Source organism: Streptomyces sp. (genome assembly GCF_031181705.1).
Taxonomy (GTDB): Bacteria; Actinomycetota; Actinomycetes; order Streptomycetales; family Streptomycetaceae; genus Streptomyces.
The window spans coordinates 34,371-48,863 of the sequence record NZ_JAPSKN010000028.1 but is presented as its reverse complement, the minus strand read 5'-3'; the positions used below and the strand labels follow the sequence as shown (position 1 = coordinate 48,863).

Genomic DNA, 14,493 nt, shown 5'->3' with positions numbered 1-14,493 from the left:
CACCCGGAAGGAGTGCCGGATCCGCTGGGCGCGCTCAGCCCGCTTCGGGCGTCAGCCGCAGCGCGATGCTGTTGATGCAGTACCGCTGGTCCGTGGGCGTGGGGTAGCCCTCGCCCTCGAAGACGTGCCCGAGGTGCGAGCCGCAGCGCGCGCACCGCACCTCGGTCCGCACCATGCCGTGCGAACGGTCCTCGATCAGCTCCACCGCGTCGGTGTCCTTCGGGTCGAAGAAGGACGGCCAGCCGCAGTGCGACTCGAACTTGGTGTCCGAGGTGAACAGCTCCGCTCCGCAGGCACGGCAGGAGTAGACGCCCCGCGTCTTGGTGTCGGTGTACTCACCGGTGAAGGCGGGCTCCGTGGCCGCCTGGCGCAGCACCGCGTACTCGCCCGGGCTCAGCTCCGCGCGCCACTGCTCGTCCGGCTTCTCGACGTCGTACGGCATGAGCCTCCAGCCCCTCAGTTCGACAGACGGTCCAGGATCCGCGGGCCGAGGTCGGTGACGTCGCCCGCTCCCATGGTGAGAACGAGATCACCCGGCTTCGCCATTCCCGCGACGACCGCGGGGACCTCCGCCGTGTCGTGCACCGGCGTGACGTCCGCGCCCGCCGCCCGGGCAGCCTCGATGATCAGCTCGCTGGTCACGCCGGGGATCGGGTCCTCACGGGCCGGGTAGACGTCGAGGACGACCGAGGCGTCCGCGAGGGCCAGCGCCTGCCCCATCTCCTTGCCGAGCTCCTGCGTCCGCGAGAACAGGTGCGGCTGGAAGACGACCAGGATGCGGGAGTCGCCCGCCGCCCCGCGCATGGCCTCCAGGTCGGCGGTCATCTCGGTGGGGTGGTGGGCGTAGGAGTCGATGACCTGGACGCCGGCCGCCTCGCCCTTGAGCTGCAGCCGCCGCTTCACCCCGGTGTACGCCGCGAGCGCCGGGGCCAGCTCGGCCGCGGGGACGCCCAGCGCCACGCCCGCCGCCAGCGCGGCGACCGCGTTGTGAGCGTAGTGCCGGCCGGGCACGGAGACCGCGAAGGTCAGCTCCCGGCCCTCCAGCACGACGGTGACCTCGCTCTTCAGCCCCTGCGGCACGACCGACAGCACGCGCACCCCGGCGTCCTCGGACGCGCCGTAGGTCACCACCCGCACACCGCGTCCGGCGACCCGCCGCGTCAGTTCGCGGGCGCCCTCGTGGTCGGCGGAGATCACCAGCGTGCCGCCCTCGGCGATCCGGTCCACGAAGGTCTCGAAGGACTCGTAGATCTCGTCCATCGACGCGTAGTTGGCGTGGTGGTCGAGCTCGACGTTGAGGATGATCGCGACTTCGGGCGTGTACTTGTGGAAGCTGCGGTCCGACTCGTCGGCCTCGGCGACGAAGATCTCGCCCTCGCCGTGCAGCGCGTTGGAGCCGGGCGCGTCCAGGTCGCCGCCGATGGCGTAGGAGGGCTTCAGGCCCAGCTCGCTCAGCGACACGGCCAGCATCGAGGTGGTGGTCGTCTTGCCGTGCGTGCCGGCGACCGCGATCGGGCGCAGCCCGTCCATCAGGGCGGCCAGCGCGTCGGAGCGGTGCACGACGGGGATGCCCAGCTCGGCCGCGCGGGCCAGCTCGGGGTTGTCGTGCCGGATCGCCGACGAGACGACCACGCAGCTGGCGTCGTCGGCCAGGTGCTCCGCCGCGTGCCCGATGTGCACGGTCACGCCCAGCGCGCGCAGCGCCTCGGCCGTGGCCGACTCCTTGGCGTCGCTGCCCGCGACGGCGGCCCCGCGCTGGGCGAGGATCTTCGCGATCCCCGACATCCCCGCCCCACCGATGCCGATGAAGTGCGGTCGGTCCATGGCGGTGGGAAGGCCGGGTGCCATGCGGTTCTCCAAGTACGGCGTGACGGGTGTGGGCGCACCCACCTTATTTCAGTGGCGCGCGGGGCCGTGCCAGGGCCGCGGGGCCGGGACCCGCCGCCGCGCGGAGGGCTACGCCTTGCTGTGCGAGAACAGCTTCAGCACCGGCACCCCGACCTTGTGCCGGGCGCGCGAGGCCCAGTCCCGGTGGAAGAACTCCTCCACGTAGTGGGGGTCGGTCAGCACGATGACCTCATCGGCCCCCACCTCCTCCACCAGCGACTTCAGCGCGTCCAGCGGATGGTCCTCGATCAGCCGCCCCTCCGCCGCGCTGCCCGAGGCCCGCAGCGCCGCGAGGGAGACCTCCAGGGCCCGCTGCCCCACGCTCAGGGCCTCCTCGCCCTCCGGCGTCTCCCCCTCCCGCACGGCCTCGTCGAGTTCACCGAGCGCCACGTCGTCGATGGCCCGCAGCAGACGGTCGGCCTGTTCACCGCGCGGCTGGAGCAGCACCTGGAAGGAGACCTCCTCCTCCCCGTGCAAGGTCGTGACGAACTCCACGTCGGCGGACGTCAGGGCCTTCTCGATCATCAAAACGCTTGTGAACACCAGGCGCCCCTTCTGCTCCGGGGCCTCGGCCCCACTCCTGCGTGGGCCGTGCCGGGCCCTGCGGAAACCATCCTGCCCGTGTACGCACGGGTACTGCCGGATCCAGTGTGCCCTCCGGAACCCGAGCCGAACGGCACATGCCGCCGTCGAACGGACCGTGGAGGGCCACCGCCCCCCTGTTCCGGTGTCACCGGAAGGACCGGACGCACCGGCCGCCGACACCTTGTACCCCGGGTCCGGCCGTTCAGTACGTCAGGCCCTGCCGTACCGGGTGAACAGGAAGCCGTCCTCCTCCAGCATCGACAGCAGCGAGAAGCGGTGCGGGACGGCGACGGCGGGTCCCTGGGCGACGCGCTGCGCGTCGCCCGCGGTGAGCATCGGGGAGACGGTCAGGCACAGCTCGTCGAGGACGCCGGCCGCCACCATCTGCCCCAGCAGCCGGGGCCCGCCCTCGGTCAGCAGCCGGGTGTGGCCGAGCCCGGCCAGCGCCGCCACGGCTCGGGCGGGGTCCACGCCCATGCCGTCCCCGGCGGTCACCACCCGCGCCCCGGCCTCCCCGGCGGCGGCGACGCGGTCCGGGGCGGCCGCGGCTCCGGTGAGGATCAGGGTGGGCACCAGGGGCGAGGTGAACAGCGGCAGCGAGAAGTCCAGGTCCAGGCTGGCGGTGACCACCGCGATCGCGGGCGCGGGCGCCTGCCCGGCCGCCTCGCGCAGCGCCGCGAACTCGGCCCGGGCGCGGGCCGGGCGGTAGCCCTCCCGCCGGACGGTCTCGGCCCCGACGACCACCACGTCGGCCAGGGCCCGCAGCGTGCCGAAGATCCGCATGTCGGTCGCGCTGGAGATGGGCTGCGAACGTCCGTCGTGCTGGGCGGCGCCGTCGAGCGTGGAGACCATGTTCGCCCGCAGATACGGCTCCGCCCGCCCGGTGCCCGGCTCGGGATAGGCGTACGCGGCGGCCAGCTCGGCCAGGCTCCACTCCCGCCCGGCGCCCTCACCGGACGGGCCGTCGGGGGCCGGAGCTGCTGTTTCGTCGGTCACAGGGAACAGGCGTCGCATGCCGTGCAGTGTTCCACGCGCCGTAGCATGGTGAACCGTGTCCTCTTCCCCCTCCCCGTCCGGAACCGGCCCCGCGACCGACCCGGCCCCGCTGTCGCTGTGCGCCCGTGAGCCGCACGTGCCCGCGGACCGCCTGGTCGCCGAGATGGTGCCGCCGCCGCGGTTCGACTCCGTCCGGTTCAGCACGTACATACCGGACCCGAACCAGCCCAGTCAGACCGAGGCCGTCCGCGCCCTGGAGGGCTTCGCGGCCGGCCTGGGCGGGGACGACGGCTCGGGCAAGCGGCGGCTGTTCGGTTTCGGCAGGGCGGCGAAGAAGGCCCCGGCCGGTCCGCGCGGCGTCTACCTGGACGGCGGCTACGGCGTCGGCAAGACGCACCTGCTGGCCTCCCTCTGGCACGCCACCCCGGCCGAGCCCGCCCTGAAGGCGTTCGGCACGTTCGTGGAGCTGACCAACCTGGTCGGGGCCCTCGGCTTCCAGCAGACCGTCCGGACCCTCTCCGGCCACCGCCTGCTGTGCATCGACGAGTTCGAGCTCGACGACCCCGGCGACACGGTCCTGGTCTCCACCCTGCTCGGCAAGCTGGTCGACGCGGGCGTCGCCCTCGCCGCCACCTCCAACACGCTGCCCGGCAAGCTCGGCGAGGGCCGGTTCGCCGCGGCCGACTTCCTGCGCGAGATCCAGGGCCTGTCGGCGCACTTCCGCGCCCTGCGCATCGACGGCGAGGACTACCGCCACCGCGGCCTGCCCGAGGCGCCACCGCCGTACTCCGACGAACAGGTGACGGCGACGGCGCACGCCACCGAGGGCGCCTCCCTCGACTCGTTCTCGCCCCTCCTGGACCACCTGGCCCGGGTCCACCCCAGCCGGTACGGCGCTCTGACGGACGGGATCAGGGCGGTGTGCCTCACCGGCGTGCGGCCCGTTCCCGACCAGTCGACCGCCCTCAGGCTGGTCGTCCTCGCCGACCGGCTCTACGACCGCGAGGTGCCCGTGATGGCCTCGGGCGTGCCGTTCGACCAGCTGTTCAGCGACGAGATGCTCAACGGCGGCTACCGCAAGAAGTACTTCCGGGCCATCTCGCGGCTCACCGCGCTGGCCCGCGACGCGGCCACTTTGCCGACCGGTCGGTAACCCCGCTTCCAATATCGCGTCAACAGCCGTACGGGAAGGGCTGGTTCCGGCCAGCGCACCCACGGTTTTCAGGCTCTCTTCAGCTTGAAACGTTAAGTTAACCCTGCAAACGACTTTGCAGGGTTAACGTGTTTCTTGACCAACCGTTGACCAAGTGTTGGTCAACGCTAGACGCCTGCATTGACGGAAGGGGGGCGCATGCATCGAGGTACGACGGTACGGACCGTGATCTCGCTCCTCGCCGCCGTCCTGCTCGCCCTCCAGTTCTTCGCGCCGACCGCGTCCTTCGCAACCGCGCACACACCGAGTCAAGCCGAGGCCAAGGCTCATCCCGGAACCAAGCCCTCCGGTACGGCCTCGCGCCCCGGGATCACCCTCTCCGGCAAGGCACTGCGCGACGAGATCGCCACCTGCCGCTCCGGGCACCACGGGGACCCGACCGGTCCCCTGCGGACCCGCAACCGGTCCCACGCCACCGACTCCACGCCCACGGCGCCCGACCGGACGCCGCTGTCCCGGCACATCCAGCCGACGGCGGACGAACCGGCCGGACCCCGCACCGCGCACCGGCACACGTCGAGATCCTCGGCGTCGCACACCCCGGCTGCCCTGCAGGTCTTCCGCTGCTGAGCAGCGGAGCAGTACCCCCCACCTTCGTCATGCCCGTCCGACGCGCCCCCACTGCGCGCCAGGAGGAGTCACTCACTCATGCAGCCCCTCATCGACAACGCCCGCAAGTTCGGACAGCGCCCTGAGGAGTTCGCCCGCCTCGCCGAGGGCCAGTCCCCCGACGTCCTGTTCATCACGTGCTCCGACTCCAGGGTCGTACCGGCCCTGATCACGGGCGCCCGCCCCGGCGAGCTCTTCGAGCTGCGCACCGCGGGCAACGTCGTTCCGCCCTACGCCTCCGGCACCCCCACCGGCGAGGCGGCCACCATCGAATACGCCGTGCAGGTGCTCGGCGTCCGGCACGTCGTGGTCTGCGGCCACTCCCACTGCGGCGCCGTCGGCGCGGTGGTGCGCCACGACGACCTCACCGCCGTACCCGCCGTGCGCGACTGGCTCGCCCACGCGGCGGACGAACCCGAGTGCTCCGACCCCGGGGACCCGACGGTCGCCGAGGCGGTACAGCACCACGTGCTCACGCAGTTGCTGCGGCTGCGTTCCTACCCGTGCGTCGAAAAGCGCCTCGACGCGGGCGAACTGCAGCTGCACGGCTGGTACTACGAGGTCCACACCGGCGTCGTGCGGGAACACCGCGCGCAGTCCGGCACGTTCGAGACGCTCTGAGGGGGCCGGTGACCATGCTGTCCAAGTTCCCTTATCTGAAGCAGGACTTCCTCGCCTCCATCGTCGTCTTCCTGGTCGCGGTGCCGCTGTGCGTCGGTGTGGCGGTCGCCTCCGGCGTGCCCGCTGAGCTGGGTCTCATCACCGGCATCGTCGGCGGCATCGTCACCGGGATGATGCGCGGCAGCAGCCTGCAGGTGTCCGGGCCCGCGGCGGGCCTCACCGTGCTGGTCTTCGAGGCGGTCAGCGAGTTCGGCGTGGGCACGCTCGGCGTGATCGTGCTGTTCGCCGGGCTGCTCCAGCTCGCGATGGGCTTCCTCGGCATAGGCCGCTGGTTCCGGGCGATATCCGTCTCGGTCGTCGAGGGCATGCTCTGCGGCATCGGACTGGTGATCATCGCCGGCCAGATCTACGCCGCGGCGGGCCTGAAGGCACCGGATTCCGGCCTCGGCAAGATCGCCGGCCTGCCCGGGGCGTTCACCGACGCGTTCGGCAGCACCAGGGCGCTCACCTCCCTCGCGATCGGCGCGGGCACCATCGCCGTCATCGTGCTGTGGAAGAGGGTCCCGAAGGCGGTGCGGACCGTGCCCGGCGCCCTGGCCGCGGTCGTCCTGGCCACGGTCGCCACGCTCGTCTTCGGCCTGCCCGTCGCCACCGTCCAGGTGGAGGGCCTGCTCGGCGTCGTCCAGCCGCCCGGCTCCGAGGCCTTCGGCGAGCTGGCGAGCCCGGCCCTCTGGGGCACGATCATCGCCTTCGCCCTGATCGCCTCCGCGGAGAGCCTGTTCAGCGCGGCGGCCGTGGACCGGCTGCACAACGGCCCGCGCACCGAGTACAACAAGGAGATGATCGCCCAGGGCGCGGGCAACACCCTGTGCGGTCTGCTGGGCGCGCTGCCGATGACCGCGGTCATCGTGCGCAGCTCCGCCAACGTGAGCGCGGGCGCCAGGACCAAGGCGTCCCGGGTGCTGCACGGCGTGTGGCTGTTGCTGTTCGCCGCCGCGATGCCGTGGGCGCTGGCGCTGATCCCGATCCCCGCCCTGGCCGGCATCCTCGTGCACGCCGGCTGGAAGCTGATCCCGTTCCGCCAGATCACGGCGCTGTGGCGGGCGCACAGGGGTGAGGCGCTGATCCTCGTCGTCACGGCCGTGTCCATTGTCGCGGTGAACATGTTCGAGGGTGTGCTCATCGGTCTGGCCCTGTCGGTCGTCAAGACCGCATGGGAGGCCTCGCACGGCAGGCTGGAGGTCATAGACAAGGGCGCCGGCCCGATCCAGGTGTACCTGGCGGGCAACGCGACCTTCCTGCGGCTGCCGAAGATCATGGACAGTCTGGAGGCCCTGCCCCAGGACCGCCCGGTGGAGCTGAACCTGTCGGGTCTGCAGCACCTCGACCACGCCTGCCGCACGGCCCTGGAGAACTGGGCCGAACGCCACAGCGCGACGGGCACGGAGCCGGTGAAGGTCACGGAGACCGAGGCGTCGCCGGAGAGCGAGAAGGTCACGGCGGCCTAGCCGGAGCGGACGGTACCCGGTCCGGGGCGCGCGGCCGGCGCGCCCCGGATCCGGTGCGTCCGGCCCCGTCCGCCCAGGCATGGCCCCGACCCCCGCTCCGGGCATATCGTGACAGAAGTATCCGGAACGGGACCTCTGAGCGGGGAGGTCGGCATGGTCGGGGAGCTGATCGGGGCGGTGGCGGCGGTCTGCGCCGGCGGCGTGGTCTATCTGGCCGCGGCGGCGCGGGTCGTCAAGCAGTACGAGCGCGGGGTGGTCTTCCGGCTCGGGCGGCTGCACGGGGACGTGCGGCGGCCCGGATTCACCACCGTGATCCCGGGAGTGGACCGGATGCGCAAGGTCAACCTGCAGATCGTGACCATGCCGATTCCGGCCCAGGAGGGCATCACCCGCGACAACGTGACCGTGCGGGTGGACGCGGTGGTGTACTTCAAGGTCGTGGACCCGGCGGCCGCGGTCGTCAACGTCGAGGACTACCGCTTCGCGGTCTCGCAGATGGCCCAGACCTCGCTGCGCTCGATCATCGGCAAGAGCGAGCTGGACGATCTGCTGTCCAACCGGGAGAAGCTCAACCAGGGCCTGGAGCTGATGATCGACAGCCCGGCCGTGGAGTGGGGCGTGACCATCGACCGCGTCGAGATCAAGGACGTGTCCCTGCCGGACACGATGAAGCGCTCCATGGCCCGCCAGGCCGAGGCCGACCGGGAGCGGCGGGCCCGGCTGATCAACGCCGACGCCGAGTACCAGGCGTCCAAGAAGCTGGCCCAGGCCGCCCACCAGATGGCCGACACACCCTCGGCGCTCCAGCTGCGGCTGCTGCAGACCGTGATGGCCGTGGCGGCGGAGAAGAACTCCACGCTGGTGCTGCCCATCCCGGTGGAACTGCTCCGCTTCCTGGAACGGGGCGGCCGCGAGACGGGCGGGCAGGGCGCGCAGGCACCGGTGGAGCAGGCTCTCGGCCGCACGGGGCAGGCGCGGGACGCCATGGAGGAGCTGCGGCACCCGGTCGAGCAGTGACGCGCGCTACGCGCGTGGTTCCCGCCACCGGCACCAGGTGGTAGACACAGCGGGATCACAGTTCCTGTCCGCCAGCAGGAAGGTTGTCCCATGACCGAGACCGGTCGTACCGCCACCCGACGCCAGGTGCTCGCCGGAACAGGGGCCCTGGGCCTCGGGATCGCGTTCTCCGGCGCCCTGTCCGAACTCTTCGCCGGCACCGCCGCCGCACAGACCACCGGCCGTACCGGCTACGGCCCCCTCGTCCCCGACCCGCAGGGCGTCCTCGATCTGCCGGAAGGTTTCCGCTACCGGATCCTCTCTCGCGAGGGCGACCCGCTCCGCTCCGGGGAGGGCGCCGTCCCCTCCAACCACGACGGCATGTCGGCCTTCGAAGGCAGGGGCGGCCGGGTCCACCTGGTCCGCAACCACGAGAACCGCCACAACGGCAGAATCCCGGTGCCCGCCGTGGAGGGCCTCACCTACGACCCGGCCGGCAAGGGCGGCTGTACGGCCCTGACCCTGGACTCCCGCAACCACGTGCTGTCGGAGCGCGTCGCGATCGCCGGCACGGCCGTCAACTGCGCGGGCGGCCCCACCCCCTGGGGCACCTGGCTGACCTGCGAGGAGACCGAGGACAAGGCGGGCACCAACGGGTACGCCAAGGACCACGGCTTCATCTTCGAGGTCGACCCGGTCGACCCGCGCCGCACCGGGGCCGTGCCGCTGACCGCGATGGGCCGCTTCCAGCACGAGGCGATCGCCGTCGACCCGAGGCGCGGCGTGGTCTACGAGACCGAGGACGCCTTCGAGCGGCCCTTCGGCCTCTTCTACCGTTTCCTGCCGGACCGGCCGCTGGGCGGCCGGGGTTCGCTGCGCGCGGGCGGCCGGCTGCAGGCCATGCGCGTGCCCGGGGTGCCCGACCTGTCCATGGTCCAGGACATCGGTGCCGCGTTCGACCGCGTCGAGTGGGTGGACGTACCCGATCCACAGGCCGCCCGGACGCCGATCCGGTTGCAGGACTTCGGTCCTCAGGGCATCACGCACGCGCAGAAGCTGGAGGGCTGCTACTGGGGCGGCCGGTCGGTGTACTTCGTGTCGTCCTTCGCGCGCACCGGCGACGGTTCGGCGGCCGACCACTTCGGGCAGGTCTGGCGCTACGACCCCGAGCGCCGCCGCCTGACCCTGGTCGTCGTGTTCGGCCCGGACACCGACGTGCGGCTGCCGGGCGAGTCCCCGGACAACATCTGCCTGGCGGCCGGCGGCGGCCTCATGGTCTGCGAGGACGGCAACGGCGTCCAGCACGTGTACGGCGTGACCCGGCGCGGCGAGGTCTACGCGATGGCCCGCAACCGCCAGAACATCGGCACCCCCGAGGAGCCCGAGTTCGGTGAGTTCGCCGGGGTGACCTTCTCGCCCGACGGCGACACGATGTACGTCAACTGCTACACGCCCGGCACCACGTTCGCGGTGACGGGCCCCTGGCGCCGGTAGCCGGCGCTCCGGATCCGGCCGGGGCGGCGGGTACGCGGCCCGGCGCCCCGCCGGATCATCGAGGCACAGGACCGAAGGGGGTCCGGTGACACGCACGGAGAGCACCTCGCTGCGGGACCGGCTGCGCCTGCCCGTCGGCGAGCCGGTCGACCTGGCCCGGTACGACGCCGCCGGCACCCCCGCCGGACCGGACGGCAAAGCGGCGGGCCGGGCCGGGACGGCACGGATCGGCGAGCGGCTGGCCGTCCTGCAGGAACGGCTGTGGGCGGCGAGCACCAGGGGCGACCGGCGCCGCGTCCTGCTGATCCTTCAGGGCATGGACACCAGCGGCAAGGGCGGCACGGTCAAGCACGTCATCGGCCGGCTGAACCCGTCCGGCTGCCGGGTCACGGCGTTCAGGGCACCCACCGCCGAGGAGCGCGCGCACCCCTTCCTGTGGCGGGTCGAGCAGGCGCTCCCGGTCCGCGGCGAGCTGGGCGTCTTCGACCGCTCGCACTACGAGGACGTTCTGATCGCGCGGGTCAGGGAACTCGCACCCGCCACCGAGATCGCCCGGCGCTACGAGCAGATCAACCGCTTCGAGCGGTCCCTCACCGACGGCGGCACGACCCTCGTCAAGTGCTTCCTGCACCTCTCCTGCGACGAGCAGCGCCGCCGGCTGCTCAAGCGCCTCGACAAGCCGGACAAACGCTGGAAGTTCGCCGCCTCCGACATCGACGACCGCGCCCTGTGGCCCGCCTTCCAGGAGGCCTATGAGATCGCCCTGGAGCGCTGCGGGACCTCGTACGCGCCCTGGTACCTGGTGCCGGCCGACCACAAGTGGTACCGGGACTGGGCGGTCGGCACGCTGCTGACGGAGCACTTCCGGGAGCTGGATCCGCGCTACCCGGAGGCGGACTTCGACGTGGCGGAGTGCCGGAGGCGGCTGGTGGAGTCCTGACCCGGCCGGTCAGGCGGCCAGCAGGGCGTCGATCTGGCCGACGGCCTCCTTCAGGCCCTCCTCCATGCCCATCGTGATCAGCTGCTCCATCTGCTCGCGGGAGTCGAAGAGGGAGCGCATCTCCATGCGGGTGCCGCCCTCGCGCTCGCTGAGCCGGACCGACACGGACATGGTCGGCATGTCGTCCTTGGGCTTGCCGTCGTCGTCGGCGAAGCCGTCGGTGAACTCCAGGGCCGTCGGCTCGGTGACCGAGGTGATCCGCCACCAGCCGCGGTGCCGGTCGCCCTCCGGTCCGGTCATGAAGTAGGTGACCTCGCCGCCGGGGGTGAGGTCGTGCTCCTCCACGGTCGCCGGGTAGGTCGGCGGGCCCCACCAGCGCTCCAGCTGCCGGGGGTCGGCCCACAGCCGCCACACCCGCTGCACGGGCGCGGCGAACTCGGCGACCAGGGTCAGGGTCAGGTGGTCGAGGTCCTTGTCGACACGGGTGACACTCATCTCTCGGGCCCTTCCGTCGGATCGTTCTCTCCGGTTGCGGACGGCCCGGTCCGGGACGCGCCGGTGCCGTGGTCCTCGGCGAGCAGCCCGGCCATCCGGTCCACCCGCCCGCGCCAGGCGGACTCCAGCTCGTCGAGCGCCCGGCGGGCGCGGTCCACCGCGTCGGGGTCGGTGCGCACGAGCTGCTCCCGTCCGCTGCGCTGCTTGGTGACCAGTCCCGCCCGTTCCAGCACCGCCACGTGCTTCTGCACTGCCGCGAAGCTCATCGGATAGGCCTCGGCCAGCCGGGACACGGACAGCTCCCCGCTCACACAGCGGCGCACTATGTCCCGGCGCGTGGTGTCGGCCAGGGCGTGGAACAGCCGGTCCACCGTCTCGTCACTCGGCTCATCTACAACCATTTGGTTGTAGGTTAGCGCTGCCGGCTCCCTCTGTAAAGCGATCCGCCCGGCACTGACGCGGGCGTGCCGGGGTACCCGGTGCCACATGAGCGAGAAGCAGCAGGTCAGCAGCTCCTACTGGCTCGACACGGCGCCGGACGGCCGCCATCCGGCGCTGGCGGAGGACCTGGACGTCGACGTGGCGGTGATCGGCGCCGGGATCGCCGGACTGTGCACGGCGTGGGAGCTGACGCGCGCGGGCCGGAGCGTGGCGGTCCTGGAGGCGGGCCGGGTCGCGGCGGGCGTCACCGGGCACACCACCGCCAAGGTGACGGCCCTGCACTCCCTCGTCTACGACAAACTGCGCCGCACCCGCGGCCCCGAGGGCGCGCGCCTGTACGCCCGTTCCCAGTCCGAGGCGATCGAGCGCGCGGCGGGGATCGCCACGGAACTCGGCATCGACTGCGACTGGGAGGCCAGGAGCGCGTACACGTACGCCCGCGACCCCGGCAAGGTCGAGGAGCTGCGGGCCGAGGCCCGGGCGGCCGCCGAGGCCGGGCTGCCCGCCGAGTTCGTGACCGAGACCGGGCTGCCCTTCGAGGTGGCGGGCGCGGTCCGGGTCACCGGGCAGGCCCAGTTCCATCCGCGCAAGTACCTGCTGGCCCTCGCCGCCGACCTGGTCGAGGGCGGCGGCCGGATCTTCGAGGACACCACCGTCCTCGGCCTGGACGAGGGCGAGCCCTGCCGGCTGTCGACCGCGACCGGGGCGACGGTCCGGGCCCGGGACGTCGTCGTCGCCACGCACTACCCGATCTTCGACCGGGCGCTGCTGTTCGCCCGGCTCACGCCCAAGCGCGAGCTGGTCGTCGCCGGGACCATCCCCGCCGGCCAGGACCCGGGCGGCATGTTCATCACGCCCGACGAGAACACCCGCTCGGTGCGCACGGCGCCCTACGACGGGGACCGGCGCCTGCTGATCGTCACCGGTGAGCACTTCACGCCGGGCACGGGCGACACCCGGGAGCGGCTGGAACGCCTCACCGCCTGGGCCACCGGGCACTTCCCCGGCCTGGACGTCACCCACCGGTGGGCCACGCAGGACAACACCCCCACCGACACCGTCCCGATGGTCGGCCCGCTGCACCCGGGCGCCCGGCACTCCTACGTGGCCACCGGGTTCGGCGGCTGGGGCATGACCGGCGGCATCATGGCGGGCCGCCTGCTCGCCGCGCAGATCACCGGCGAGGAGTGCGAGTGGAGCGGGCTGTACGACCCGCGCCGGGTGAAGCCGGCCGTACGGGAGGCGCCGTCGTTCCTCAAGACGCAGGCCAAGGTGGCCGGGCACTTCGTGGGCGACCGGCTGCGGCCCTCGCCGCCGGTGGAGTCCCTGCCGCCCGGTGAGGGGGCCGTGGTCCGGGCCGGCGGACACCGGCTCGCCGTCTACCGGGACGACGACGGAGCCCTGCACGCCTTCTCCGCCCGCTGCACCCACCTGGGCTGCCTGGTCGACTTCAACGCCGCCGAGCGCGCCTGGGAGTGCCCCTGCCACGGCTCCCGCTTCGACACCGACGGCAAGGTGATCCAGGGCCCGGCGACCAAGCCGCTGGAACGGCGGGACATCTGAGCGGGCCGTGGGCGGACGGTCCCGACCGGCCTACGCTGGAGACATGAGCGAGGACGACTACTGCCTGATCGACGCGGCCAGGCCACCCCGGGCCGACGGGCCGCCGTACGCCGAGTGCGTGCTGTGCCGGGAGCCGACGGAGTATCCCGAGTCGTACAAGGGCATCACGCTCTGCCCGGTCTGCGAATGGCAGGAGGCCCAGCGCACGGCCTGCTCGGGCTGAGGCGGGCAAGAGCGGCGGCGGCCGTGTCCGGCGGCCGCCGGGCCGGTCAGCCGCGATCTTTCCGGCTGGCACACTGGGGTGCGTGAGCGAAGACCCGACGACCGTGAACGACCCGACGCCCGTCCACGACAGCCCCTTCCGGTCCGGGACCTCCGGCCGCGACGCGGCCCCGCAGTTCGTGCTGCCGCTGGTCGTGCGGATCGAGCGGGCGGACCCGCCGGCGCGCACCGACGCGCTGGAGACGGCCGCGCGGGCCGTCCTGACGATCCTGGCCGACGAGCGCTCGGCCGGCGACGGCGCGTGGGCGGGGGCGATGCGGGACTGGCAGGACGCGCGGATCCGCAAGGTGGTGCGCCGGGCGCGCGGCGCCGAGTGGCGGCGGGCCGAGGCCCTGCCCGGCATCTCGGTCACCGGCAAGTCGGCCGAGGTGCGGGTCTTCCCGCCGGTGCCGCTGGACGGCTGGCCCAAGGACCTCGCCCGGCTCCAGGTCTCCGGCACCGACCTGGACGACCCGCAGGAGCCGGGGAACGCCGACCCGGCCGCTCCCGTGCTCTGGCTCAACCCGGAGCTCGGCATGTCGGCGGGCAAGGCGATGGCCCAGGCCGGGCACGCCGCCCAGCTGGCCTGGTGGGAGCTGTCCGACGCGCAGCAAACCGCCTGGCGGGACACGGGCTTCCCGCTCGCCGTACGGACGGCCGACCCGGACCGCTGGCCCCGACTGATCGACAGCGGACTGCCGTTGGTCCGGGACGCCGGGTTCACGGAGATCGCGCCCGGCTCCTGCACGGTCGTCGCGGACCACCCGGCGCTGCGCCGGGAGCCGCACGGGACCGGTCACCCGGCGTCCACCCGTTCGGAGTAACCGCGGGCGCGGGGGTCCCGGACGAGTGCTCCAGTGGGGTTACCAGACAACCCCGACCCA

At 72.7% G+C, this 14,493-nt stretch carries 16 protein-coding genes; 10 read left to right on the top strand and 6 right to left on the bottom strand.

Features of this window, described 5'->3' with window-relative positions:
- Positions 1 to 34 precede the first annotated feature (34 nt).
- From msrB to RIN80_RS08755, 4 genes are all read right to left on the bottom strand, one after another.
- On the bottom strand, positions 35 to 442 hold the full coding sequence (msrB, locus tag RIN80_RS08770; protein WP_309094950.1) for a peptide-methionine (R)-S-oxide reductase MsrB: 408 nt from the start codon (positions 440 to 442) through the stop codon (positions 35 to 37).
- 14 nt (positions 443 to 456) lie between these two features.
- Positions 457 to 1,848: a UDP-N-acetylmuramate--L-alanine ligase gene (murC, locus tag RIN80_RS08765; RefSeq protein WP_309094949.1), complete on the bottom strand. Its 1,392-nt coding sequence runs from the start codon at positions 1,846 to 1,848 to the stop codon at positions 457 to 459.
- A 108-nt stretch (positions 1,849 to 1,956) separates the two neighbouring features.
- Complete coding sequence (locus RIN80_RS08760) at positions 1,957 to 2,430, bottom strand: indole-3-glycerol phosphate synthase (protein WP_309094948.1); 474 nt, start codon at positions 2,428 to 2,430, stop codon at positions 1,957 to 1,959.
- A gap of 252 nt (positions 2,431 to 2,682) precedes the next feature.
- The gene (locus RIN80_RS08755; protein WP_309094947.1) at positions 2,683 to 3,486 is read right to left on the bottom strand and encodes a pyrimidine reductase family protein; all 804 of its coding nucleotides are present in this window, start codon (positions 3,484 to 3,486) and stop codon (positions 2,683 to 2,685) included.
- 37 nt (positions 3,487 to 3,523) lie between these two features.
- On the opposite strand from RIN80_RS08755, the gene zapE reads away from it, so the two are divergent.
- The 7 genes from zapE (at position 3,524) to RIN80_RS08720 (ending at position 10,849) form a co-directional block, all read left to right on the top strand.
- A complete protein-coding gene (zapE, locus tag RIN80_RS08750; protein WP_309094946.1) occupies positions 3,524 to 4,621 on the top strand; it encodes a cell division protein ZapE in 1,098 nt (365 codons plus the stop codon).
- Between the two features lie 198 nt (positions 4,622 to 4,819).
- A complete protein-coding gene (locus tag RIN80_RS08745) occupies positions 4,820 to 5,251 on the top strand; it encodes a hypothetical protein (RefSeq protein ID WP_309094945.1) in 432 nt (143 codons plus the stop codon).
- 78 nt (positions 5,252 to 5,329) lie between these two features.
- Positions 5,330 to 5,911, top strand: a complete 582-nt coding sequence (locus RIN80_RS08740) for a carbonic anhydrase (RefSeq protein ID WP_309094944.1) — start codon at positions 5,330 to 5,332, stop codon at positions 5,909 to 5,911.
- 14 nt (positions 5,912 to 5,925) lie between these two features.
- Positions 5,926 to 7,419, top strand: coding sequence for a SulP family inorganic anion transporter (locus tag RIN80_RS08735; RefSeq protein ID WP_309094943.1), 1,494 nt, complete (start codon positions 5,926 to 5,928; stop codon positions 7,417 to 7,419).
- A 153-nt stretch (positions 7,420 to 7,572) separates the two neighbouring features.
- Positions 7,573 to 8,436 carry a slipin family protein gene (locus tag RIN80_RS08730; protein ID WP_309094942.1) on the top strand — a complete coding sequence of 288 codons (864 nt, stop codon included), beginning with the start codon at positions 7,573 to 7,575 and terminating at the stop codon, positions 8,434 to 8,436.
- Between the two features lie 90 nt (positions 8,437 to 8,526).
- Entirely contained in the window at positions 8,527 to 9,909 is a 1,383-nt protein-coding gene (locus RIN80_RS08725; protein ID WP_309094941.1) for an alkaline phosphatase PhoX, read from the top strand.
- 85 nt (positions 9,910 to 9,994) lie between these two features.
- Positions 9,995 to 10,849 (top strand): PPK2 family polyphosphate kinase, encoded by an 855-nt coding sequence (locus RIN80_RS08720; protein ID WP_309094940.1) that lies wholly within the window; start codon positions 9,995 to 9,997, stop codon positions 10,847 to 10,849.
- Positions 10,850 to 10,858: 9 nt separating this feature from the next.
- On the opposite strand, the gene RIN80_RS08715 is transcribed toward RIN80_RS08720, so the two are convergent.
- Entirely contained in the window at positions 10,859 to 11,344 is a 486-nt protein-coding gene (locus RIN80_RS08715; protein WP_309094939.1) for an SRPBCC domain-containing protein, read from the bottom strand.
- A complete protein-coding gene (locus tag RIN80_RS08710) occupies positions 11,341 to 11,745 on the bottom strand; it encodes a metalloregulator ArsR/SmtB family transcription factor (RefSeq protein WP_309094938.1) in 405 nt (134 codons plus the stop codon). Before RIN80_RS08710 ends, RIN80_RS08715 begins: the two co-directional genes overlap by 4 nt.
- Before the next feature lie 85 nt (positions 11,746 to 11,830).
- On the opposite strand from RIN80_RS08710, the gene RIN80_RS08705 reads away from it, so the two are divergent.
- The 3 genes from RIN80_RS08705 (at position 11,831) to RIN80_RS08695 (ending at position 14,433) form a co-directional block, all read left to right on the top strand.
- Positions 11,831 to 13,348: an FAD-dependent oxidoreductase gene (locus RIN80_RS08705; RefSeq protein WP_309094937.1), complete on the top strand. Its 1,518-nt coding sequence runs from the start codon at positions 11,831 to 11,833 to the stop codon at positions 13,346 to 13,348.
- Between the two features lie 43 nt (positions 13,349 to 13,391).
- Positions 13,392 to 13,571, top strand: coding sequence for a hypothetical protein (locus tag RIN80_RS08700; RefSeq protein WP_094052755.1), 180 nt, complete (start codon positions 13,392 to 13,394; stop codon positions 13,569 to 13,571).
- Between the two features lie 82 nt (positions 13,572 to 13,653).
- Positions 13,654 to 14,433 carry a peptidyl-tRNA hydrolase gene (locus tag RIN80_RS08695; protein ID WP_309094936.1) on the top strand — a complete coding sequence of 260 codons (780 nt, stop codon included), beginning with the start codon at positions 13,654 to 13,656 and terminating at the stop codon, positions 14,431 to 14,433.
- Positions 14,434 to 14,493: the final 60 nt, after the last annotated feature.

Excerpts from the sequence above, each read along its gene's own strand:
- msrB (WP_309094950.1), bottom strand. The coding sequence starts at position 442 with ATGCCGTACGACGTCGAGAAGCCGGACGAGCAGTGGCGCGCGGAGCTG.
- murC (WP_309094949.1), bottom strand. The coding sequence starts at position 1,848 with ATGGCACCCGGCCTTCCCACCGCCATGGACCGACCGCACTTCATCGGC.
- RIN80_RS08755 (WP_309094947.1), bottom strand. The coding sequence starts at position 3,486 with ATGCGACGCCTGTTCCCTGTGACCGACGAAACAGCAGCTCCGGCCCCC.
- RIN80_RS08745 (WP_309094945.1), top strand. The coding sequence starts at position 4,820 with ATGCATCGAGGTACGACGGTACGGACCGTGATCTCGCTCCTCGCCGCC.
- RIN80_RS08740 (WP_309094944.1), top strand. The coding sequence starts at position 5,330 with ATGCAGCCCCTCATCGACAACGCCCGCAAGTTCGGACAGCGCCCTGAG.
- RIN80_RS08735 (WP_309094943.1), top strand. The coding sequence starts at position 5,926 with ATGCTGTCCAAGTTCCCTTATCTGAAGCAGGACTTCCTCGCCTCCATC.
- RIN80_RS08730 (WP_309094942.1), top strand. The coding sequence starts at position 7,573 with ATGGTCGGGGAGCTGATCGGGGCGGTGGCGGCGGTCTGCGCCGGCGGC.
- RIN80_RS08725 (WP_309094941.1), top strand. The coding sequence starts at position 8,527 with ATGACCGAGACCGGTCGTACCGCCACCCGACGCCAGGTGCTCGCCGGA.
- RIN80_RS08715 (WP_309094939.1), bottom strand. The coding sequence starts at position 11,344 with ATGAGTGTCACCCGTGTCGACAAGGACCTCGACCACCTGACCCTGACC.
- RIN80_RS08710 (WP_309094938.1), bottom strand. The coding sequence starts at position 11,745 with ATGGTTGTAGATGAGCCGAGTGACGAGACGGTGGACCGGCTGTTCCAC.
- RIN80_RS08705 (WP_309094937.1), top strand. The coding sequence starts at position 11,831 with ATGAGCGAGAAGCAGCAGGTCAGCAGCTCCTACTGGCTCGACACGGCG.
- RIN80_RS08700 (WP_094052755.1), top strand. The coding sequence starts at position 13,392 with ATGAGCGAGGACGACTACTGCCTGATCGACGCGGCCAGGCCACCCCGG.